Here is a 20091-nt window from a genome sequence, read left to right as displayed (position 1 = left end):
CGCGTCGTTGCCCCGCGCACGAGGGGTTTCCCGCGGGGAGGTGCGTGTGGGTTCCGGTAACGAATCGCAGAAAGGTTTGTGCAATATATCCAAGGGATGGGCCTCCCCCTCGAATAGGCTGGAGCGCATGTCGCGCATTCGTAAAGTGCTCATCGCCAACCGCGGTGAGATCGCAGTCCGCATCATCCGCGCAGCCGCAGACAGTGGGATCGCATCCGTCGCCGTCTACGCCGATCAGGATCGGGACGCGCTGCACGCGCAGCTCGCCGACGAGGCGTACGCCCTGAACGGCACCACGAGCGCCGAAACGTACCTCGTGATCGACAAGATCCTCGCGGTCGCCCGCCGCTCGGGCGCCGACGCCGTGCACCCCGGCTACGGCTTCCTCGCCGAGAACGCGGACTTCGCGCGCGCCGTCATCGACGCGGGTCTCATCTGGATCGGCCCCGGCCCCGACGCGATCGAGCGCCTGGGCGACAAGGTCTCGGCCCGCCACGTCGCCGAGAAGGTCGGCGCCCCGCTCGCCGCGGGCACGAGCGACCCCGTGGAGAACGCCGACGAGGTGCTCGCCTTCGCCGACGAGGTCGGCCTGCCGATCGCGATCAAGGCCGCGTTCGGCGGCGGCGGCCGCGGGCTCAAGGTCGCCTACGAGCGCGACGAGGTCGCCGAGCTCTTCGAGTCGGCGACGCGCGAGGCCGTCGCGGCGTTCGGCCGCGGTGAGTGCTTCGTCGAGAAGTACCTCGAGAAGCCCCGCCACGTCGAGACCCAGTGCCTCGCGGATCAGCACGGCAACGTCGTCGTCGTCTCGACGCGCGACTGCTCCCTGCAGCGCCGCCACCAGAAGCTCGTCGAGGAGGCGCCCGCACCGTTCCTGAGCGACGCCCAGAACGAGGCCCTCTACGCGGCCTCGAAGGCGATCCTGAAGGAGGTCGGCTACGTCGGCGCCGGAACCTGCGAGTTCCTCGTCGCGAAGGACGGCACGGTCTCCTTCCTCGAGGTCAACACGCGCCTCCAGGTGGAGCACCCCGTCTCCGAGGAGGTCACGGGCCTCGACCTCGTGCGCGAGCAGTTCCGGATCGCCGAGGGCGGCGTCATCGACTACGACGACCCCGAGGCGCACGGCCACTCCTTCGAGTTCCGTCTGAACGGCGAGGATCCGGGCAACGGCTTCCTGCCGGCCCCCGGCCCCGTCACACTCTTCAAGCCCGCGCTCGGCCCGGGCGTCCGCGTCGACACGGGCGTCGCGTCGGGCGACGTCGTCTCGGGCTCGTTCGACTCGATGCTCGGCAAGCTCATCGTCACGGGCGCGACCCGCGAGGAGGCGCTCGAGCGCTCCCGCCGGGCACTCGACGAGTTCGAGATCCAGGGCCTGCCGACCGTGCTCCCCTTCCACCGGAAGATCGTGCGGGATCCCGCGTTCACGGCGCCTGACGGCCACTTCGGCGTCTACACGCTGTGGATCGAGAGCGAGTTCGAGAACGACATCGAGCCCTGGGAGGGCGAGGTCCCTGCGATCGGCCAGGAGGGCAAGCGCCGGAGCGTCGTCGTCGAGGTCGAGGGGCGCCGCGTCGAGGTCACGATGCCCGCGACGCTCGTTCCGCTCGTCGACCAGGAGGTCACCCGGGGCCCCGCGCCGAAGCGCGCGAAGGGCGCCGGCGTCGCCACCGCCTCCGGCGAGGCCGTGAACGCCCCGATGCAGGCGACCGTCGTGAAGGTCGCGGTCGAGGAGGGCCAGGCCGTCACCGAGGGCGAGCTCGTGGTCGTGCTCGAGGCGATGAAGATGGAGCAGTCGCTCTACGCGCATCGATCCGGAGTCGTCACCTCGCTCGACGCACCCGTTGGCCAGACCGTGCCGAACGGGCATCAGCTGCTCGCGATCAAGGATCCCGAGGAGTAATGCTCCCGCGGATCGTTCCGGATCCGCAGCAGATTCCTGCGCTTTTCGAGGCCCGGGTGGACACTGTCCGCCCGGGCCTCGCGTCGTTGGTCGACGCCTGTAGAGAATGTCACAGCTTGATTACGGTGCGTCACGATGCCCTCCTCGGCCGCCAAGGGACGTAGACTGGACGACAACACCCGTATTCGGTATTTGGACAAGGACGTCAAATAATGACTCAAGCGTCGTCAGCCCTCCCGGTCACCACTCCTCGCGAGCGCCGCAAAGTCGTCGTCGCGTCGGTCGTTGGCACAACGATCGAGTGGTACGACTTCTTCATCTACGCCTTCGCCGCGAACCTCGTGCTGGCCAAGCTCTTCTTCGAGCCAGCCGGCGCGGGGATGATGCAGATCCTCTCCCTGCTGACGATCGGGCTCTCATTCCTCTTCCGCCCCCTCGGCGCATTCCTGGCCGGGCACTTCGGCGACAAGCTCGGGCGCCGCCCCATGCTCGTCATCACACTGCTCCTCATGGGCATTGCGACGGTGGGGATCGGCCTCCTGCCGACCTACGACGCGATCGGGATCTTCGCACCGATCCTCCTGATCCTGCTCCGGATCCTGCAGGGCCTCTCCGCCGGTGGCGAGTGGGGCGGCGCGGTCCTCATGTCGGTCGAGCACGCTCCGGAGGGCAAGCGCGGCCTCTACGGCATCTTCCCGCAGCTGGGCGTGCCCTTCGGCATGCTGCTCGCATCGGCCATGCTCGCCCTCATGCGCGTGCTCGCACCGGGCGAGGCGTTCGAGCAGTGGGGCTGGCGCGTGCCGTTCCTCGTCTCGGTCGTGCTCATCGTGGCGGGCTTCATCATCCGCCGCTCGGTCGACGAGTCCCCCGTGTTCAGCGAGATCAAGGAAAGCCGTCAGCAGGAGTCGGCCCCGATCATCCAGGTGTTCCGCATGTACACCCCGCTCGTGATCCTGAGCGCGCTCCTCTTCGCCGGCAATAACGCCGTCGGCTACATGCTGACGGGCGGCTACGTGCAGGGCCTCGCGTCGCGACCGGAGAGCGAGGGCGGCCTCGGCTACGACCCCGTGCAGGTGCAGCTCGCGGTGCTCACCGCGGCCGTCGTGTGGGCCATCTTCACCTACTTCTCCGGCCCCCTCTCAGACCGCTTCGGCCGCAAGGTGATCATGAACATCGGCTGGGCCGTGCAGGCGGCGGGCGTGATCCCGCTCTTCCAGTTCGTCTTCAACGGCGGGATCCCCGGCGTCTACCTCGGCACGTGCCTCCTGGCGGTCGGCCTCGGCCTCACCTACGGGCCCGCGGCGGTCTGGTTCGCCGAGTCGTTCCCCGCCTCAGTGCGCTACTCGGGCATCTCGATCAGCTACGCGCTCGGCGGCGTCATCGGCGGCGCCTTCGCCCCGACAATCGCGCAGCTGCTGCTGCAGAACTTCGGGACGACCTGGGCGATCGTGGTCTATCTGCTGATCATGACGGGCCTCGGCCTGCTCGCAAGCACGCTGCTCAGGGATCGCTCCAACATCCCGCTCGATGCAAACTTCGAGCGCAGCGGCCAGTGGCAGGACTGGACCCCGGCAAAGCGGTAGGACACCTCTCCCCCGCGACGGGCCGCTGAGCTCTTGAACGGGGAATATCCCCCGCGGGGTGCCGGTTGTGTCTGACATGACCGGCACCCCGCTTTCGATCCTGGACCTGGCGACGATCGAAGCTGGCGGCAGCATCCCGGATGCCTTCCGCCACTCTGAGTCGGTCGCCAGCCTCGCCGAGCGCAGCGGCTACCGCCGCATCTGGTACGCCGAGCACCACAACATGCCGTCGATCGCCTCGAGCGCGACCGCGGTGCTCATCGCACACATCGCAGCGCGCACCGAGACGATCGGGCTCGGCGCCGGCGGCATCATGCTGCCGAACCACTCGCCGCTCGTCATCGCCGAGCAGTTCGGAACGCTCGCCGAGCTGCACCCCGGCCGGATCTCGCTCGGCCTCGGCCGCGCCCCGGGCACCGACGGCGCGACCTTCCGCGCGCTCCGCCGCACGCACCAGGCGGCCGAGAGCTTCCCGAGCGACGTGCTCGAGCTGCAGAGCTACCTCTCGGACGAGATCCCGCGCACGGGCGTCAACGCCTACCCGGGCCGCGGCACCGAGGTCCCCCTCACGATCCTCGGATCGAGCATGTTCGGCGCGAGCCTCGCCGCTCAGCTCGGCCTCCCCTACTCCTTCGCCTCCCACTTCGCCCCGCAGCAGCTCACGGCCGCGGTGCAGCACTACCGGGCGAGCTACGTGCCGAGCGAGCGCCACCCGGAGCCCTATGTGAGCGCCGGCGTCACGGTGGTCGCTGCGGCGAGCGACGCCGAGGCCGAGGAGATCTACGCGCGCACGGAGCTCAACCGCGTCCGCACCTTCCTCTCCAGGGGCCGCGAGCGCGAGCTCACGATGGCCGAGGCCGAGCCGCTCCTGAATACCCCGGCCGGGATCGAGATCCGGGGCATGCTGCAGTACCGGGCCGTGGGCGGCCCGGAGCGGGTGCGAGAGGAGCTGGAGCGCTTCGCCGCGTTCGCGCAGGCCGACGAGTTGATCACGGTGCACGCCGCACCAACGCGCGCTGAACAGCTCGAGTCGGTTCGGATCGCGGCGCCGGTTTCGGCCTAGCCGTTGGTGGGCGGCGCCGGTACATTGGAGGCGCAGGCGGCCGCGGCCGCGGCCGCACGGCCTCGAATGGGAGCGTGACCGTGAACCCTCGCCTGAAGTCCCTCACCATCCTCGGCGGCGCGCTGCTCGTACTGGGCGTTGCCTCCTCTCTCACCTACTTCCCCCTCGTCGAGCTGTTCGCCGCCCCTGGCGACGACGCTGGTCTCCTCCTCACGGAGGCGTTCTCCCTGTTCGGGCAAGCCGCCACGGCGCTCGGCGCGGTGCTGCTCGGCGGCGGAATCGTCGCGCACATCGCCACAGAGTCGCTCGCCGTACGCCTCGGTCGCCCGGGGGCGGCTCAGACCCCGCACGGGCGGCGGCACCCTCACGACCCGTACGGCGCCGACTGGGATCCGGACTCGTAGGCGAGTCGGGCGCGAGACGGGCGCGAGTCAGGCCCGTGTCACGAGGAGCCCGCACACGGCCTCCGCGATCCGCGGGCGCTCCCTGCGCGCCTCGGCCGCGGGCCCGGCGGACGCGGCCGCCTGGGCTGCACCGTCGAGCAGCCAGGACACCATGGTGCCGAGATCCCGCGCCGGAATGTCGCCCCGGATCTCCCCGGCCTCCTGGGCGAGCTGCACCTGGCGTGAGAGAAACCCCGCCGCAGCGGAGGCCTCGGCCTCGAGCCTCGCGGCCACCTCGGGCGTAGAGGCCACGGCGAGCAGCCCGTCGACGAATCCGGCGTAGCCGTCGTCGCTGATCTCGCGCTCGAAACCCTCCGCGTACTCGAGCAGGGCGGACAACCCCGACGAGCGCCCCTCGATCTCTGCGAGTCGCGCGAGCGCGCGCGCGTTCTCGGCATCGAGCACCCCGAGCAGGGCGTCCAGCTTGCTCGGGAAGTAGTGGAAGAACGTGCCGGAGGAAATCCCGGCCGCACGGCAGATCCCGGCGGTCGTCGCGGCGGCGTAACCGTGGGCCGCGAACTCGGACGCCGCGGCCTCCAGGATCGCGTCGCGCTTGCGCGCGTGCCGCTCGGGGTCGATCGGTCGGGCCATGCTCGGAGTCTAGCATTTCTAGAGTGATTGCTCTAGAGTAAGTGCTCCATGAATGAGAACGAGACCAGCAACGACGCCGGCCCCGAGCAGATGCGCCGGCGATCCGCCCCGCGCCCGGCACGCTGGGCGCTCGCCCTCGCCGGCATCGCGATCGCCTACTCCCCCTCGTGGCTACCGCCCCTCATCAGGGCATTCAACATGGAGTGGATCCTGCCCTGGGGCGAACGCTCCCCCGGGCCGCCCGCGCAGATCCTCTGGAACACCCTGGGCGTGGGCCTGCTGCTCGCCTTCATGTTCGGCGTCGAGCGCCGCCCGCTCGCGTCGATCGGGATCCGGCGCCCGACGGGCAAGCAACTCGAGTGGGCCCTGTACCTTTTCGGCTTCGCGATGACCTGGCAGTGGCTCGTGCACACTTTCTGGCCGCAGGGCGAGAACGCCGGCGAGACCACGATCGCGTCGCAGCCGATCGTCGCGGTGGTCGGGCTGATACTGTCCGCGGCGATCTTCGAGGAGATCCTGTTCCGCGGGTATCCCATCGAGCGGCTGGCGGAGCTCACGGGGCGCAGGTGGCTCGCGTTCGCGATCACGATCCCGCTGTTCGTCGCGCCGCACATCGCGTTCTTCGGCGTGCAGTGGCTGTGGACCGCGGGCGTCGGAACCCTCGCCATCTATGCGCTGTACGCGAAGACCCGGAACCTTCCCGCGTGCATGCTGCTGCACCTGTGCCTCAACCTGCCGATCCTGATCCCGACGATCGCGCACCGCATCGGCGGCTGAGGATACAAGAAAACCCCTGGCCAGCCAGGGGTTTCTCGTGACTCTGGTAGCTGAGGCGGGGCTCGATCCCGCGACCTCACGATTATGAGTCGTGCGCTCTAACCAGCTGAGCTACTCAGCCAAACTTCCGGAAGAACCGGCAGAGTCAGAGCCCCGAGCCAGGATTGAACTGGCGACCCCTTCCTTACCATGGAAGTGCTCTACCACTGAGCTATCGGGGCGCGGCCACCGTCGTGATGACAACCGTTAGAGAATAGCACTTTTCACATCGCGATGCGAAATCTGCTTGGCTAGAGGCGACGCCCCCGCGTTTCGCCCGATTGGGCGCCGGGGAACCCAGAAGGAGGACGCGTGAACGGCCGGATCGTGGCGATCATCGGAGTGGTGCTGGCACTGTGGATGTCGGTCGGGCGGTGGGCCTTCGGCATCGGCGGATCCCTGACCTGGTGGTACCTCCCGACGATCGGGCTCGGTTTCGCCGCGCTCCAGGTCTGGCTCGGATCCCGGCTCCGGATCACCCGCGCACGCGGCAAGCGCACGGGCCGCAGCACCGTCGTCTCGCTCATCCTCTCGTGGGTGTGCGCGCTCGGATTCGGCCTCACCGTGCCCGATCGCGTCGGCGATTCGCTCGTGTCGATCCTGAGCCTCTGGTCTGGCTCCGCGTTCTCGGCCGAGATGTCGATCGCGCTCTGCAACCCGCTCGGGATCATCGCCTTCGCGCTCGCGGTTGCCGCCGTGGCCTTCGCGTACCACGACGCCCGCGACCCCAAGCCCGAGGAAGACGAGGACCTCGACGAGGGCACCATGGTGCCCCACCCGCTGGCGTAGGGGCTGCGGGGCCCGCGCTCTCCCGCTCGCCCGTTCCCTGGGCCCGCCCGCGGCGTCGAGTGGGCCGTAAGGCCCCATTCAGCCCTGCGAAAGGGGCCTTCCGGCCGACTCGGCGCGGCGAATGGGGCCTTTGGGCCGACTCGGCGCGCGGCGCCACCCTCCAAGCGCCAGCGGACCCCGGATCCCGGCCCCCCGGCAATCCCTCCGCACATTTGCGCTCGCTCACGCGATCCTCACCCAGTAGGCCCACGCCCACCTCGAGTCGGCCGCAAGGCCCCAATCATCCCCGCGAAAGGGGCCTTCCGGCCAACTCGACGCCACGAATGGGGCTCAAGGGCCGACTCGGTGCGCGGCGCCACCCTCCAAGCCCCAGCGGACCCCGGATCCCGGCCCCCCGGCAATCCCTCCGCACTTTGCGCTCGCGCACGCGATCCTCACCCAGTAGGCCCACGCCCACCTCGAGTCGGCCGCAAGGCCCCAATCATCCCCGCGAAAGGGGCCTTCCGGCCCACTCGACGCCGCGAATGGGGCTTTAGGGCCGACTCGGCGCGAGCGGCGGCGCCGCAAGGCGCGGCAACCCCACCCGCACACAGCAAAGCCCCGCTCACCGGCAAGCCGGGAGCGGGGCGCGTGGCGGAGGGTAGGGGATTTGAACCCCTGAGACGGGGTTACCGCCTGCTTGTTTTCAAGACAAGTTCCTTCGGCCGCTCGGACAACCCTCCGCGGGAAAGACTATCAAGCGGAGGCGCCGCCCACCGAACCGAGTAGCGTGGGGAAGCGCTCGCGCAGCGCCGTAAGTAGTCCCACCTCGTCGATCGTTCCGGTGACTCGGCCGGCCGCGGCCTGCACCTCGGGCACGGCCTGGCCCATGGCGACCGCGTCGCCGCCGCGCGCAACCCAGCGGAGCATGTCGATATCGTTGCGGCCGTCGCCGGCGGCGAAGATGCGGCGGCGGTCGATGCCGAGGCGGGCGGCGACGACCTCGAGCGCGCTCGCCTTCGTAACGCCGTCCGGTGCGATGTCGAGCCAGGAGGTGTTGCCGACCGCGTAGGAGACGTGGGTGAGGCCGAGCGTCTCGACGGCGTCGAGGAACTCCTCGAGCACGTGATCGGGGGAAACCACGACCACGCGCGAGGCCTGCACGCCGAGGAGCTGGTCGAAGGGCACGCGTCGCTGCTTCGAGGGCAGTGTCCCGGTCGGGATCTCCTCGGTGTAGAGGAATCCGCCGTCGGCGAGCTCGACCGCGAAGCGGGCCGTGATGAGCCGGGTTCGGATCTTCATGAGCGCGTCACTCGGGTCAAAGGCCTCGACGTACTCGCGGCGGTAAGCCCGGGTCGCGAGCGGATCCCGCTTCAGCGTGACGGCACCGTTGGCAGCAATCACCCAATCGGGCCTGATCCGGAGCGTTTCCACGACGGGAAGCGTTGCGTCGACCGAGCGTCCGGTCGCAACGATGACCTCGTGACCCGCCTCGTGGAGCGTCCGGATCGCGACCGCGAGCTCGGGATCGATATGCCCCGACTCGTAGTCGTCGCCTGCGCCGCCGAACCCGTGGTTGAGCACGGTCCCGTCGAGGTCGAGCGCAATGATGTGCCGCTCCGCCGCGGCGATCCGTGCCACCACGCTAGATGCCTTTCTCAGGAACGAGTCGCTCAGGAACGAGTCGCTCGAGGCCGCCAAGATACGGGCGCAGCGCCTCTGGCACGATCACGCTGCCGTCGGCCTGTTGATGCGTCTCGAGGATCGCGACGAGCCAGCGCGTCGTCGCGAGCGTGCCGTTGAGCGTCGCGACCGGGGCGGTCTTGCCCGTCTCGGTGCGGAAACGGGTCGCGAGCCTGCGCGCCTGGAAGGTCGTGCAGTTGCTCGTCGAGGTGAGCTCCCGGTACGCGTCCTGCGTCGGCACCCACGCCTCGATGTCGAACTTGCGGGCGGCGCTCGAGCCCAGGTCGCCAGCGGCGACGTCGATCACGCGGTAGTGGAGGCCGAGCGCGCCGAGCATCTCTTCCTGCCACGCGACCAGGCGATCGTGCTCCGCCTCGGCGTCGGCCGGATCCGTGTACACGAACATCTCGAGCTTGTTGAACTGGTGCACGCGCAGGATCCCCCGCGTGTCCTTGCCATGCGACCCGGCCTCGCGGCGGTAGCACGTCGACCAGCCGGCGTAGCGGAGCGGCCCGCCCGCGAGGTCGAGGATCTCGTCGGCGTGGTAGCCGGCGAGCGCGACCTCGCTCGTGCCCGTGAGGAAGAGGTCATCGGCCGGCAGGTGGTAGACCTCGTCGGCGTGCTCGCCGAGGAAGCCCGTGCCGCGCATGACCTCCGGCTTCACGAGCGTCGGCGTGATGAGCGGGGTGAAGCCGTGCTGCAGCGCCCGGTCGAGGGCCATGTTCATGAGCGCGAGCTCGAGGCGCGCGCCGACGCCGCGCAGGAAGTAGAAGCGGGCGCCAGAGACCTTCGCCCCGCGCTCCATGTCGATCGCGCCCAGCAGCTCGCCGAGTGCGAGGTGGTCGCGCGGCTCGAAGTCGAACGTCGGCTTCTCACCGACCGTGCGGAGCGTGACGAAGTTCTCCTCGCCTCCCTGCGGCACGCCGTCGATCACGACGTTCTCGATCCGCATCGACGCGTCCTCGAACGCTGCCTCGGCCTCCTTCGCGCGCGCGTCGGCCGCCTTCACCGAGGCGGCGAGCTCCTGCGCGCGGGCGATGAGCGCGGGCTTCTCCTCCTTCGAGGCCGCCTTCACCTGCTTGCCGAACTCGTTCTGCTCGGCGCGCAGCGTCTCGAACTCGGTCAGCGCGGAGCGTCGCGACGCGTCTGCGGCGAGCGCCTGATCCACCACCGCCTCGTCGTTTCCACGGGCGCGCTGCGAGCGCTTGACGGCATCAGGATCGTTGCGGAGCAAGACTGGATCGATCACGGCACCAGCTTAGCGGGCACCTCCGACACGGAAGCAGGGAGTCGGCCCCGCAGGCTCGTGGCGCACGTCACCCCCGGGTCGGCACCTGCGCCCCAGGAAGTACATGCGCAACAGCAGATACGCTGGTGACCATGTCCTCCGCACCCGAGCGCTCCCAGCCGGGCGCCGCGGTCGTCTTCCAGCCTCACAAGACCGATCTCGCCGCCCTTCGCGCGGCCGTGAGTTCCCAGGAGAAGGTCGCCGGCTGGGCGCCGACGCGCTGGTACGAGACGGAGGCCGAGGACGCCGGGGTCGGCGCGACGAAGCGCGCGATCACTGACGGCGCGAACGTGATTCTCGCGAGCGGCGGCGACGGCACGGTGCGCGCGGTTGCCGAGGCGCTCCGCGGCACCGGGATCCCGCTCGCGATCGTGCCGCAGGGCACGGGCAACCTGCTCGCCCGCAACCTCGGCATGCCCCTGACCCGGATCACGGAGGCCGTCCGGGCCGCGTTCTTCGGCATGAACAGGCCGATCGATCTCGGCGTCGTGAGGATCGTGCGCGACGACGACTCCGAGGACGAGCACGTCTTCCTCGTCCTCGCCGGCATGGGCCTCGATGCCCGCGCCATCTCGGCGACGCGCTCGACCTTGAAGAAGCGGCTGGGCTGGCTCGCCTACGTCGACGCGGGCGTCCGCACGATGATCAAGGACAAGCCGCTCCACATCCACTACTCGGTCGACCGTTCTGAGGTGCGCTCGCTGTCGGTCTATACCGTCATGATCGGGAATTGCGGCCTCATGCCTGGCGGCGTGCTCCTCATCCCCGAGGCAGAACTCGACGACGGCAAGCTGGACGTCGTGGCGCTCAGGCCGCTCGGCCCGTTCGCGTGGCTCCGGATCTGGAACAAGATCGGCTGGGAGAACGGGGTGCTCCGCAAGACGAAGGCCGGCCGCCGCATCATCGATCTCGTGAACGACACCCGCTCGGTCACCTACCTGCGGGCGACGCGCTACGCGCTCGCCGTCTCGAAGCCCGAGCCCGTGCAGCTTGACGGCGACGACTTCGGGCTCGCGGTGGCCGTGAGCGGCACGGTCGACCCCGGCGCGCTCACGGTGCGCGTCATGCCGGAGTGGGTCGAGCCGCTCGGCTGACCCGGCCGGCTCCGGATCAGGATCCGGGCCCGGATCAGGCGTCCCCGTCCGCCGTCCCCTCGATGACGCCGCGCAGCCAGTCGCGCGCGTCGCGGAACGCGTCGTCGTCGTGCACGTCGCGCGTGGTCGCGGCGATGCGGTCTGCGCGCGGGTAGGAGCCGAGGAACACGACGCGGGGGCTGAAGCGCTTCACGCCGAGCAGCGCGTCGGCGACCCGCTCGTCTTTCACGTGGCCCTCTGCGTCGATCACGAAGCGGTACCGTCCCATGCGGTCGCCGATGGGGCGCGAGGCGAGCAGGGTGAGGTTGACGCCGCGCGCCGCGAACTGCTCGAGGAGGTCGAGGAGGGCGCCCGAGCGATCCTCCGGGAGCTCGACGATGAGCGAGGTCTTGTCGGCTCCCGAGGGCTCGCCGACGGGAACGGTCCTGCTCACGAGCACGAAGCGCGTCACGGCGTCGGGGTTTTCCGCGAGCCCCTCTGCGAGGACCTCGACGTCGTAGTGGTCCTCGATTCCCGGCGGGGCGATCGCGGCGTCGATGCCCTTTTCGGGGTCGAAGAGGTCTGCGGCGGCCTGCACATTCGAGGTCGCGGGCAGGTGGCGGTGACCGGGCGCGCGGCCGTCGAGCCAGGCGCGGCACTGCCCGTAGGCGACGGGGTGCCCGGAGACCACGGTGATGTCCTCGAGCCGCACCCCGGGTCGCGCGACGAGCACGAAGCTCACGGGGACCAGGTATTCCCCAACGATCCGCAGGCCGGGGATCGTGGCGAGCGCGTCTTGCGCGACCGTGACGCCGCCGTCGATCGAGTTCTCGATCGCGATCATCGCGGCGTCGCTCCGGCCCGTGACCACATCGTCGAGCGCTTCGCCGAGGTTCGCGACCGGGTTCCAGGTCTGGCCCTCCGCGTCGGTCACCTGCTTGAGCGCGGCCTCCGTAAAGGTGCCGGCCGGTCCGAGGTAGGAGTAGCGGCGGGTTCCCTCGGGGGCGCTCGGCCCGGTCTCGTGCGACATGGTCACCAGATTAGCTGCTCAGGATCCGGATCCCGCTACGCGGGCTCCGCCTCGCCGAGCGCCTGCGACACGAGCTGTTGGGCCGCCGCCTGCACCTCGGCGAGGTGCGCGGGCCCGCGGAAGGACTCGGCGTAGATCTTCATGACGTCCTCCGTGCCGGAGGGCCGCGCGGCGAACCAGGAGTTCGCCGTTTCGACCTTGAGCCCGCCGATCGACGCACCGTTGCCTGGCGCCTCGGTCAGGATCGCGGTGATGGGGTCCCCCGCGAGCTCCGTCTGCGTCACGTCGGCGGGCGAGAGCTTGCCGAGCCGGGCCTTCTGCTCAGGCGTCGCCGCCGCGTCGACGCGCGCGTAGGCCGGCTCGCCGAGCTCGGCGACGAGCGCGCGGTAGCGCTCCGAGGGCGACTGGCCCGTGACCGCCTGGATCTCCGCCGCGAGCAGGGCGAGCAGGATCCCGTCCTTGTCCGTGCTCCAGGCGGAGCCGTCGAGCCGCTGGAACGACGCCCCCGCGCTCTCCTCCCCGCCGAAGACGACCTCGCCGCTCGAGAGCCCGGGCACGAACCACTTGAAGCCGACCGGCACCTCGAGCAGCGTGCGGCCGCGGGCCGCGACCACGCGGTCGATGAGCGCCGACGACACGAGGGTCTTGCCGATCGCGGCGCTCGCGGGCCACTCGGGCCGGTGCGCGAGGAGATAGTCGATCGCGACGGCGAGGAAGTGGTTCGGGTTCATGAGCCCCGCGTCCCCCGTCACGATGCCGTGGCGATCCGCGTCGGCGTCGTTCCCCGTGACGAGCGGGAACTCTTCGCGGAACTCGTCGACCGTCGACATCACGTGCGCCGACGACGGATCCATCCGGATCTTGCCGTCCCAGTCGAGGTGCATGAACGCCCACTGCGGGTCGACGCCGGGCCCGAGCACCGTGAGGTCGATGCCGTGGCGATCCCGGATCGCCTCCCAGTAGGCGACGCTCGCGCCGCCGAGCGGGTGCGCCGCCATCCGGACGCCCGCATCGCGGATCGCGTCGAGGTCGATCACCTCGCCGAGCGCGTCGACATAGCCGCCCAGGAAGTCGAAGCGCTCGACCCCCGCATCCGCGCCGCCGTCCGCGGCGCGCGCGATCGCGCGAGCGCCGCCCGGGGCCGCGAGCAGCTCGTTGGCGCGGGCAGCGATCCAGCTCGTCGCGTCGGTGTCGGCTGGACCACCGTGCGGCGGGTTGTACTTGAAGCCGCCGTCGGACGGCGGATTGTGGCTCGGGGTGACGACGATGCCGTCAGCCCGCCCCGGATCGTCCTCCGCGCGGCCGCGGTTGTACGTGAGGATCGCATGGCTGAGCGCCGGGGTCGGCACGAACCACGCGTCGCCCACGCCGGCCGAGGCGAGCACGCGCACGCCGGCCGCCGCGAGCACCTCCCGCGCCGTGCGCTCGGCCGGGATCGAGAGCGGGTGGGTGTCGGCGCCGAGGAAGAGCGGGCCGCTGATCCCCTGCTCCGCCCGATACTCGGCGATCGCCGCGCTGATCGCCGCGATGTGGGCGTCAGTGAAGGAGCCGCGGAGCGACGAGCCGCGGTGCCCTGAGGTGCCGAACGCGACCCGCTGCGCGGGCACGTCGGGATCCGGCACCGTGTCGTGATACGCCGCAATCAGCGCATCGACGTCGATCAGATCCTCGGCTTGCGCTCTGCGCCCTGCTCGTTCGTGCATGCGCTCCAGTCTGCCAGGCACCACCGACATTGTCGGGAAACCCCGCGGCCCATGCGGAACACCAAGGTCAGTATCACCGGGCCGGCCCGCGAAACCGGGCGTTCATCCGGCCCGACTACTCTGGACGGCATGGAGCAAACCGCGATTCACCCCCGCCGCGAAGCGATCGAGTGCTGGCTCACCGACATGGACGGTGTGCTCGTCCATGAGGAGCGCGCAATCCCCGGCGCCGCCGAGCTGATCCAGCACTGGCGTGACCAGGAGATCCCGTACCTCGTGCTCACCAACAACTCGATCTTCACGGCGCGTGATCTGAGCGCGCGCCTCGCCGCATCGGGCATCGAGGTCCCCGAGGACCGGATCTGGACGAGCGCGCTCGCGACCGCCGCCTTCCTCAAGCAGCAGAAGCCGGGCGGATCGGCGTTCGTGATCGGCGAGGCCGGGATCCTTACGGCGCTGCATGACGCCGGCTATGTTATGACGGAGTCGAACCCCGACTTCGTGGTCGTTGGCGAGACCCGCAACTACTCCTTCGAGGCCATCACGAAGGCGATCCGGCTCATCATCGGGGGTGCACGATTCATCTCCACGAACCCCGACGCGACGGGCCCGAGCCCGGAGGGCCCCGTCCCGGCGACGGGATCCATCAACGCGCTCATCACGAACGCCACCGGCAAGCGCCCCTACATCGTGGGCAAGCCCAATCCGATGATGTTCCGCTCGGCCCTCAACAAGATCGGCGCGCACTCCCACAACACGGGCATGATCGGCGACCGCATGGACACCGACGTGATCGCGGGGATGGAAGCTGGCCTCCACACCGTGCTCGTGATGACGGGAATCTCGGACCGCACGGAGATCGAGCGCTTCCCGTTCCGCCCCGACGAGGTGCTGCCCTCGGTGGCGCAGCTGCTTGACTCATAGCTGGCACCTAGGGTCCGAGCCGCCGATACCGTTCGTGTCTGCGCGAGAGGCGGTGCTCTTTTTGCTCAAGCATGAGGGCTGCGAGCTCAGCCGAGATCGTCCCTCCCATGCGGGAGCAGAATTCCTCTGGCTCGTCGGCCGCGTCAGCCCGCTCGGGAACGATGACATCGACGATCCCGTTTCGCCTCAGCGAGCCCGAGGCGACGCCCTGTTGCTGGGCGAGTCCCGGCGCATGTGACGTGTCACGATACATGATCGCGGAGGCCCCCTCCGGTGGCAGCGGCGAAAGCCAGGCATGTTCCGCGGCGACGGTCCGGTCCGCGGGGAGAAGCGCGAGTGCGCCGCCCCCGGTCCCCTCGCCGAGCAGCACCGACAGGGTCGGCCCAGCGTGCATCGCGAGATCGGCGAGACAGTGCGCGATCTCGGCGGCGAGGCCGCCCTCCTCGGCGGCGGCGGACAGTGCCGCACCAGGGGTATCGATCACGGTGACCAGCGGTAAGCGCAGCTCATCGGCCAGATGCATCGCTCGTCGGGCCGCGCGCAGGGCTCCCGGGCCGAGCGGAGCCCTCGACCGCTGGGTGCGCCGGTCCTGACCGACGAGCACGACGGGCACGCCGTCGAACCGGGCGAGGCAGAGCGACAGGCCCGGATCACGTTCCCCCTGCCCCGTACCGGAGAGCGGAACGACATCGGTCGCGGCTACGCGGAGCAATTCACGCAGCCCGGGCCGCCGTGCGTCGCGCGTGCGCAGGATCGAGGCCCACGCCTCGTCCGAGCCCGAGCTCTCCAGCTCGGGCCACGATTCAGCCCGATCGGCCGAGCGCTCCAGCAGGTTCTCATAGCTTGGCGGGCGTAACACCCGAAGGGTTCTGGCAATCATCTCGCGGAGTTCCTCGGCTGGGAGCACACCGTCGATGACTCCAATCCGGGCGAGGTTTTCCGCTGATTGGATCCCAGAGGGGAATGGCGTGCCGTTGAGTGCCTCGAAGACTCTCGGCCCGAGGAATCCGACGAGCGCACCCGGCTCGGCTACGACGACCTGCCCGAGCGATCCAAACGAGGCGAGGGCGCCGCCCGTCGAGGGGTGCCGAAGGTAGGTGAGGTACGGCAGTCCTGCGCGCTGATGTGTCGCGATGGCCGCCGAGATCTTCACCATCGCGACGAACGCGATGGTCCCCTCCTGCATGCGTGTCCCTCCCGAAGCCGTCGAGGCGAGCACCGGCAGACGCTCACGGGTGGCGCGCTCCATGGCCGCGACGAAGCGCTCGGCCGACGCGAGCCCGATTGATCCGGCCATAAACTGGAACTCGCAGGCGATCAACACGACCCGTCGACCGTCGATTCTCGCCTCGCCCGTCACGATCGACTCGTCGACGCCGCTCCGCTCCCGCGCCGCCGCAAGCTCGGCCGCGTAGTCCTCGCCGAGCTCCGGCTGAATCGGCTCCTCGTCCCAAGTCCGGTAGCTTCCCTCATCCGAGATCAGGCGGATGAGGTCTGCCGCTGTGCGGCGCTGCCGTGTTCTTGCCTGACCGGTCACCGCGTTACCTCCTCGTCGTTCAGCCACGCGCGGATCGCGGAGCCGTGTTCGTCCAGCAGCGGCGGAGCCTGGTGCTGCGAACGCGAGCGCTCGGACTCGCCCGTCTCGTCGACGTCGAAAAACCGGATCGGGGGCCCGGGCAGCTCGATGCTGCCGAGAGCCGAGTGCTTAACGCTCACGACGAGGCCCTGCGATCGCACCTGCTCCCACTCGTACACCTCGGCGAGATCCCGCATGCGCCCTGCGGGAACCCCGGCCTTCGCGAGCCGCGCGAGTACCTCTTCGGCGTCGAGTTCTGAAAATGCGCCTTCGACCACCGCGATGGTCTCCTCGCGGCGTTCAACTCGCTCTGAATTCGACGCGAGCCCAGGTGCCTCGGGATCCAGCCCGAACTCGGCGCAGAACGAGTCCCAGAGGCGATCGCTCGCGACCGATACTTGCACGGCACCCCGGCCGCAGCGGAAGAACCCGTACGGCGCGATCGAGGGGTGATGGTTGCCTTGCGCCACCGGGGTCTCCTTCGCCACGGTCGCGCGGGTGCCCTGGAACGCGTGAACGCCGACAACTGAGGAGAGGAGTGAGCTCCTCACCACTCTCCCCCGGTTCGAGCGCGCCCGCTCGAACAGCGCGGCGAGGACGCCAATGACCCCGTGCATTCCGCCGAGTAGGTCGGCGATCGGCGTACCGACGCGCTGCGGATCGTCCGGCCCCGATCCCGTTAGCGACATGAGCCCCGCCTCGCCCTGGACGATCTGGTCGTATCCCGCACGACCGCCCTCCGGACCGTCGTGCCCGAACCCCGTGATGGAAAGTTGGACAAGCCGCGGGTTGAGCCTGGCGAGCTCGACCGTGCCGAAGCCGAGGCGATCCATCACGCCCGTTCGGAAGTTCTCGATCATCACGTCGGCCCGCGCCAGCAGGTCGCGCAGCACCCGGCGGCCGTCGTCGCTCTTCAGATCCAGGGCGATCGACTCCTTGTTCCTGTTGCAGGAGAGGAAGTAGGTCGAATAGCCCTCGCCGTCCTCGCCCTCCACGAACGGCGGCCCCCAGGACCGGGTGTCGTCGCCCGCGCCGGGCGCCTCGACCTTGATGACCCGCGCTCCCAGGTCACCGAGCATCTGCCCGGCATGTGGGCCCGCGAGGGCTCGTGAGAGATCGATGACGAGGAGGCCTTCGAGCGGGGCAGAAGTCACGATGGTTCCTTTCACAACGGCAGCACCGCAGACTGCCGATTCTGGCCTGAGGCGGGAGATGGTGAGCATGTAAGTGTTGTGAGCGAAGCAGAGATCGCGGCGATCGCAGCTCGCGTGCCTGTGACGAGCGCCGGCTCCGTATCCGGAAGGAAGTAGGGCGAGTGATTCACAGGCTGATCAGCCACGTTGTGTGTGTAAGCGCCAAAGAACCAGTAGACGCACGGCACTCCGATGGTGTCGGCTAGCCAGCCGAAGTCTTCAGATCCCATGTCGGGTACGCCGTCGTGTACGCGCTCGGTCCCCAGCTCGGCCGCGAGAGCCGCACGAACCGAGAGCGTGTGCTCAGCATCGTTCAGAAGCCTGGGGAATCGAGAGATTTCCTCAATGAGCGGTTGCGGCGCTCCTGAGGCCGCGGCCTCCGCGCGTACGATCCGGGTTATGGATGCGAGCACGCGCTCTCTCGTTGCCTCGTTTAGCGTCCGAATGTTCAAGGTGAGCTCGGCCCGCTCAGGGATGATGTTGTCCTTGAGCCCGGCATGGAAGCTGCCGCACGTCACGACAGCTGGCTCCGACGGGGAAAGCTCCCGAGAGACGATTGTCTGGAGCCGGGTGACGATGTGCGCACCCAGGACAACAGGGTCAATGGAGTCCTGCGGTTGTGAACCGTGGGACTGCCTGCCGAGAATGGTCACGCGGAGCGAGTCCGCCATGGCCATCGCCGTCCCCTCGACGACGGAAACATCGCCGGCGGGAATCACAGGCACCACGTGCTGGCCGAGTACGAGGCGCGGCTTCGGTGCGCGGTCCCACAGACCATCGCGCACCATCGCAAGGGCACCGGCCGCCGTTTCCTCCGCGGGCTGGAACACCCAGACGATCGTGCCTGACCAGGCCTCGCGATTTGTCGCAAAGTATGTCGCGGCGGCGAGTGCCACAGCGACGTGCACGTCGTGACCGCAGCCGTGCATGACCGGCACCTCGGTGCCGTCCGGAAGCGTGCCGCGCGCGCGGGAACGAAATTCGACTTCGGTCTGCTCCTCGATCGGGAGACCGTCAATGTCAGCACGGAAGGCGACGACGGGGCCGTCGCCGTTGACGTCGACACCGACGACGCCGGTTTCCGCACACCTGAAGTGCTCGATACCGAGTTCGTCGAGCCTTGATTCGATGAAGTCCGCTGTGCGGAACTCTTGCATCGAGAGCTCAGGATGCCGATGCAAGTGCTGGTAGTCCTCGATGAGTTTCGCGGTGTCAATCCCGTGAGCTTCGTCGACCATTCGCAGTTCTCTTCTCCACTCGGAGTCGTGCTGGTGATAGGTGTGCTGGGGGCCGGGAAGGGGCGGCACGCCGCGCCGCCCCTTCCCCAGCCTCTAGCCCTTGAACATGGTCCAGAGCTTGTCGTACTGCTCCTTCACATCTGCGGAGCACGGCTTCTGCTGAATACCTCGCTTAGCTTCTTCGTCGGTCGGGATGATTACCGGGGCGCCCCCGTCGTCAAGCTTCTTGAGTTCGTCCTCAATACCAGTCACCGGAAGGGTGTACTTGATCCAGTTGGCGTTCAGCGCCGCATTCTCAGGCTCGAGCAGCCAGTTCAGGAAGATCTTCGCGTTGTCGGCGTTTTTCGCATTCTTCAGGACTGCGAAGTTGTCCGACGCGAACATGTACCCCTCCTCCGGGAACACGTACTCGAGGTCCTGGTTCTGCGCCTTCGCGCGGGCGAACGAACCATTCCACATCGTCGAGAGCACCGTTTCGCCACCCGCGAGGCGGTCGATCGTGCCGTCTGAACTGATCACCTTGATCTCGGGCTTGAAGTCCTTGAGAAGCTCGAGCGCCTTCTCGTAGTCTTCGCCATTGGTGGAGCAGTGTTCACCTCCGACTGCCATGAGCGCGGTGTCGATCACAAAGTTTTGATCGTCGTGGAGGCCGATCTTCCCCGAGGACCCTTCCGGAACGCTGTAGTAATCCGCCCAGCTCTCAACTGGCGTGCTCACCGTTGCCGTATTGACACCAATGCCGTCGTACACGACCGCATAGGGAACCGTGAACTGACGCCCCTCGTCGAAGTAGACGTCCATGTAGTCGGATTCGATGTTTCCACCGTTGGGCCAAGACGACACATTTATCTCTGCCAGCTGGCCGCTCGAAATGAGATCTTCGGCGACGTAGTCCGAGACTGTGACGATGTCATACGTCGCGGTGCCAGTCTTCACCTTCGCGACCATTTCCTCGGCGGACGAGAAAGTGTCCACGTTGACCTTGATGCCCGTGTCCTTCGTGAACTTCTCGAGGGCATCAGGATTGATGTAGTTCGTGAAGTTGAAGAGGTTGAGCGAGCCCGACCCTTTTTCAGGGAATTCGCTCGACGAGGAATCGGATCCGGAGGCCTCACTGCCTGCGGTGGACCCGCTGCACGCGGTTGCTCCCAGGAGGATCGCCACTCCCGCCACTGCGGCAATGGTGGTGCGCGCTGAGGCGCGCTTCAACTTGATGGCCATG

Annotated in this window: 17 protein-coding genes and 3 tRNA genes; 8 read left to right on the top strand and 12 right to left on the bottom strand. The window is 68.7% G+C overall.

The annotated features are described in order from the left end of the window. Nucleotides 1-127: 127 nt before the first annotated feature. The 4 genes from ACOPJ3_RS03410 to ACOPJ3_RS03395 all read left to right on the top strand — a co-directional run bounded on the left by ACOPJ3_RS03410 (nt 128) and on the right by ACOPJ3_RS03395 (nt 4947). Nucleotides 128-1897, top strand: coding sequence for an acetyl/propionyl/methylcrotonyl-CoA carboxylase subunit alpha (locus tag ACOPJ3_RS03410; protein WP_427870424.1), 1770 nt, complete (start codon nt 128-130; stop codon nt 1895-1897). 212 nt (nt 1898-2109) lie between these two features. Continuing rightward, nucleotides 2110-3480 (top strand): MFS transporter, encoded by a 1371-nt coding sequence (locus ACOPJ3_RS03405; protein WP_427870423.1) that lies wholly within the window; start codon nt 2110-2112, stop codon nt 3478-3480. A 76-nt stretch (nt 3481-3556) separates the two neighbouring features. Next, a complete protein-coding gene (locus tag ACOPJ3_RS03400) occupies nt 3557-4543 on the top strand; it encodes an LLM class flavin-dependent oxidoreductase (protein ID WP_427871167.1) in 987 nt (328 codons plus the stop codon). Between the two features lie 74 nt (nt 4544-4617). Continuing rightward, nucleotides 4618-4947: a hypothetical protein gene (locus ACOPJ3_RS03395; protein ID WP_427870422.1), complete on the top strand. Its 330-nt coding sequence runs from the start codon at nt 4618-4620 to the stop codon at nt 4945-4947. A gap of 27 nt (nt 4948-4974) precedes the next feature. Here the strand turns inward: ACOPJ3_RS03395 and ACOPJ3_RS03390 are convergent, their stop codons facing one another. Next, entirely contained in the window at nt 4975-5577 is a 603-nt protein-coding gene (locus tag ACOPJ3_RS03390) for a TetR/AcrR family transcriptional regulator (RefSeq protein WP_427870421.1), read from the bottom strand. A gap of 48 nt (nt 5578-5625) precedes the next feature. On the opposite strand from ACOPJ3_RS03390, the gene ACOPJ3_RS03385 reads away from it, so the two are divergent. Then, entirely contained in the window at nt 5626-6354 is a 729-nt protein-coding gene (locus ACOPJ3_RS03385; protein WP_427870420.1) for a CPBP family intramembrane glutamic endopeptidase, read from the top strand. Between the two features lie 44 nt (nt 6355-6398). Here the strand turns inward: ACOPJ3_RS03385 and ACOPJ3_RS03380 are convergent. Then, nucleotides 6399-6475 (bottom strand) — tRNA-Met (locus ACOPJ3_RS03380). Between the two features lie 28 nt (nt 6476-6503). Further along, a tRNA-Thr gene (locus ACOPJ3_RS03375) sits at nt 6504-6575 on the bottom strand. Between the two features lie 130 nt (nt 6576-6705). Here ACOPJ3_RS03375 and ACOPJ3_RS03370 point away from each other — a divergent pair. Beyond that, nucleotides 6706-7182, top strand: a complete 477-nt coding sequence (locus ACOPJ3_RS03370; RefSeq protein ID WP_427870419.1) for a hypothetical protein — start codon at nt 6706-6708, stop codon at nt 7180-7182. Between the two features lie 631 nt (nt 7183-7813). Here ACOPJ3_RS03370 and ACOPJ3_RS03365 read toward each other — a convergent pair. From ACOPJ3_RS03365 to serS, 3 genes are all read right to left on the bottom strand, one after another. Beyond that, nucleotides 7814-7904 (bottom strand) — tRNA-Ser (locus tag ACOPJ3_RS03365). 13 nt (nt 7905-7917) lie between these two features. Further along, nucleotides 7918-8805, bottom strand: a complete 888-nt coding sequence (locus tag ACOPJ3_RS03360; RefSeq protein ID WP_427870418.1) for an HAD family hydrolase — start codon at nt 8803-8805, stop codon at nt 7918-7920. A 1-nt stretch (nt 8806) separates the two neighbouring features. Continuing rightward, the gene (gene serS, locus ACOPJ3_RS03355) at nt 8807-10093 is read right to left on the bottom strand and encodes a serine--tRNA ligase (protein WP_427870417.1); all 1287 of its coding nucleotides are present in this window, start codon (nt 10091-10093) and stop codon (nt 8807-8809) included. A gap of 131 nt (nt 10094-10224) precedes the next feature. Between serS and ACOPJ3_RS03350 the strand changes: the two genes are divergently transcribed. Then, nucleotides 10225-11226, top strand: coding sequence for a diacylglycerol/lipid kinase family protein (locus tag ACOPJ3_RS03350; RefSeq protein WP_427870416.1), 1002 nt, complete (start codon nt 10225-10227; stop codon nt 11224-11226). Nucleotides 11227-11260: 34 nt separating this feature from the next. Here the strand turns inward: ACOPJ3_RS03350 and pheA are convergent, their stop codons facing one another. Then, nucleotides 11261-12235, bottom strand: a complete 975-nt coding sequence (gene pheA / locus ACOPJ3_RS03345) for a prephenate dehydratase (RefSeq protein ID WP_427870415.1) — start codon at nt 12233-12235, stop codon at nt 11261-11263. 35 nt (nt 12236-12270) lie between these two features. Further along, on the bottom strand, nt 12271-13938 hold the full coding sequence (gene pgm / locus ACOPJ3_RS03340) for a phosphoglucomutase (alpha-D-glucose-1,6-bisphosphate-dependent) (RefSeq protein ID WP_427870414.1): 1668 nt from the start codon (nt 13936-13938) through the stop codon (nt 12271-12273). 129 nt (nt 13939-14067) lie between these two features. On the opposite strand from pgm, the gene ACOPJ3_RS03335 reads away from it, so the two are divergent. Continuing rightward, nucleotides 14068-14862, top strand: coding sequence for an HAD-IIA family hydrolase (locus tag ACOPJ3_RS03335; RefSeq protein ID WP_427870413.1), 795 nt, complete (start codon nt 14068-14070; stop codon nt 14860-14862). Between the two features lie 7 nt (nt 14863-14869). Here the strand turns inward: ACOPJ3_RS03335 and ACOPJ3_RS03330 are convergent, their stop codons facing one another. The 4 genes from ACOPJ3_RS03330 to ACOPJ3_RS03315 all read right to left on the bottom strand — a co-directional run bounded on the left by ACOPJ3_RS03330 (nt 14870) and on the right by ACOPJ3_RS03315 (nt 20090). Then, the gene (locus tag ACOPJ3_RS03330) at nt 14870-16399 is read right to left on the bottom strand and encodes a carboxyl transferase domain-containing protein (protein WP_427870412.1); all 1530 of its coding nucleotides are present in this window, start codon (nt 16397-16399) and stop codon (nt 14870-14872) included. After that, nucleotides 16396-17592: a CaiB/BaiF CoA transferase family protein gene (locus ACOPJ3_RS03325; RefSeq protein ID WP_427870411.1), complete on the bottom strand. Its 1197-nt coding sequence runs from the start codon at nt 17590-17592 to the stop codon at nt 16396-16398. The genes ACOPJ3_RS03330 and ACOPJ3_RS03325 overlap by 4 nt, the downstream gene beginning before the upstream one ends. 11 nt (nt 17593-17603) lie before the next feature. Next, nucleotides 17604-18869: an amidohydrolase gene (locus tag ACOPJ3_RS03320; RefSeq protein WP_427870410.1), complete on the bottom strand. Its 1266-nt coding sequence runs from the start codon at nt 18867-18869 to the stop codon at nt 17604-17606. Between the two features lie 93 nt (nt 18870-18962). Then, on the bottom strand, nt 18963-20090 hold the full coding sequence (locus tag ACOPJ3_RS03315; RefSeq protein WP_427870409.1) for an ABC transporter substrate-binding protein: 1128 nt from the start codon (nt 20088-20090) through the stop codon (nt 18963-18965). Nucleotide 20091: the final 1 nt, after the last annotated feature.

Origin of the sequence: Leucobacter luti, from assembly GCF_050310065.1 — a bacterium.
In the GTDB taxonomy this organism is placed as follows: Bacteria; Actinomycetota; Actinomycetes; order Actinomycetales; family Microbacteriaceae; genus Leucobacter; species Leucobacter luti_B.
Note: the sequence above shows the minus strand (reverse complement) of the source record. Positions and strands in the feature narration are given on the sequence as shown.

Excerpts from the sequence above, each read along its gene's own strand:
- ACOPJ3_RS03410 (WP_427870424.1), top strand. The coding sequence starts at position 128 with ATGTCGCGCATTCGTAAAGTGCTCATCGCCAACCGCGGTGAGATCGCA.
- ACOPJ3_RS03405 (WP_427870423.1), top strand. The coding sequence starts at position 2,110 with ATGACTCAAGCGTCGTCAGCCCTCCCGGTCACCACTCCTCGCGAGCGC.
- ACOPJ3_RS03400 (WP_427871167.1), top strand. The coding sequence starts at position 3,557 with ATGACCGGCACCCCGCTTTCGATCCTGGACCTGGCGACGATCGAAGCT.
- ACOPJ3_RS03390 (WP_427870421.1), bottom strand. The coding sequence starts at position 5,577 with ATGGCCCGACCGATCGACCCCGAGCGGCACGCGCGCAAGCGCGACGCG.
- ACOPJ3_RS03385 (WP_427870420.1), top strand. The coding sequence starts at position 5,626 with ATGAATGAGAACGAGACCAGCAACGACGCCGGCCCCGAGCAGATGCGC.
- ACOPJ3_RS03350 (WP_427870416.1), top strand. The coding sequence starts at position 10,225 with ATGTCCTCCGCACCCGAGCGCTCCCAGCCGGGCGCCGCGGTCGTCTTC.
- pheA (WP_427870415.1), bottom strand. The coding sequence starts at position 12,235 with ATGTCGCACGAGACCGGGCCGAGCGCCCCCGAGGGAACCCGCCGCTAC.
- pgm (WP_427870414.1), bottom strand. The coding sequence starts at position 13,938 with ATGCACGAACGAGCAGGGCGCAGAGCGCAAGCCGAGGATCTGATCGAC.
- ACOPJ3_RS03335 (WP_427870413.1), top strand. The coding sequence starts at position 14,068 with ATGGAGCAAACCGCGATTCACCCCCGCCGCGAAGCGATCGAGTGCTGG.
- ACOPJ3_RS03320 (WP_427870410.1), bottom strand. The coding sequence starts at position 18,869 with ATGGTCGACGAAGCTCACGGGATTGACACCGCGAAACTCATCGAGGAC.
- ACOPJ3_RS03315 (WP_427870409.1), bottom strand. The coding sequence starts at position 20,090 with ATGGCCATCAAGTTGAAGCGCGCCTCAGCGCGCACCACCATTGCCGCA.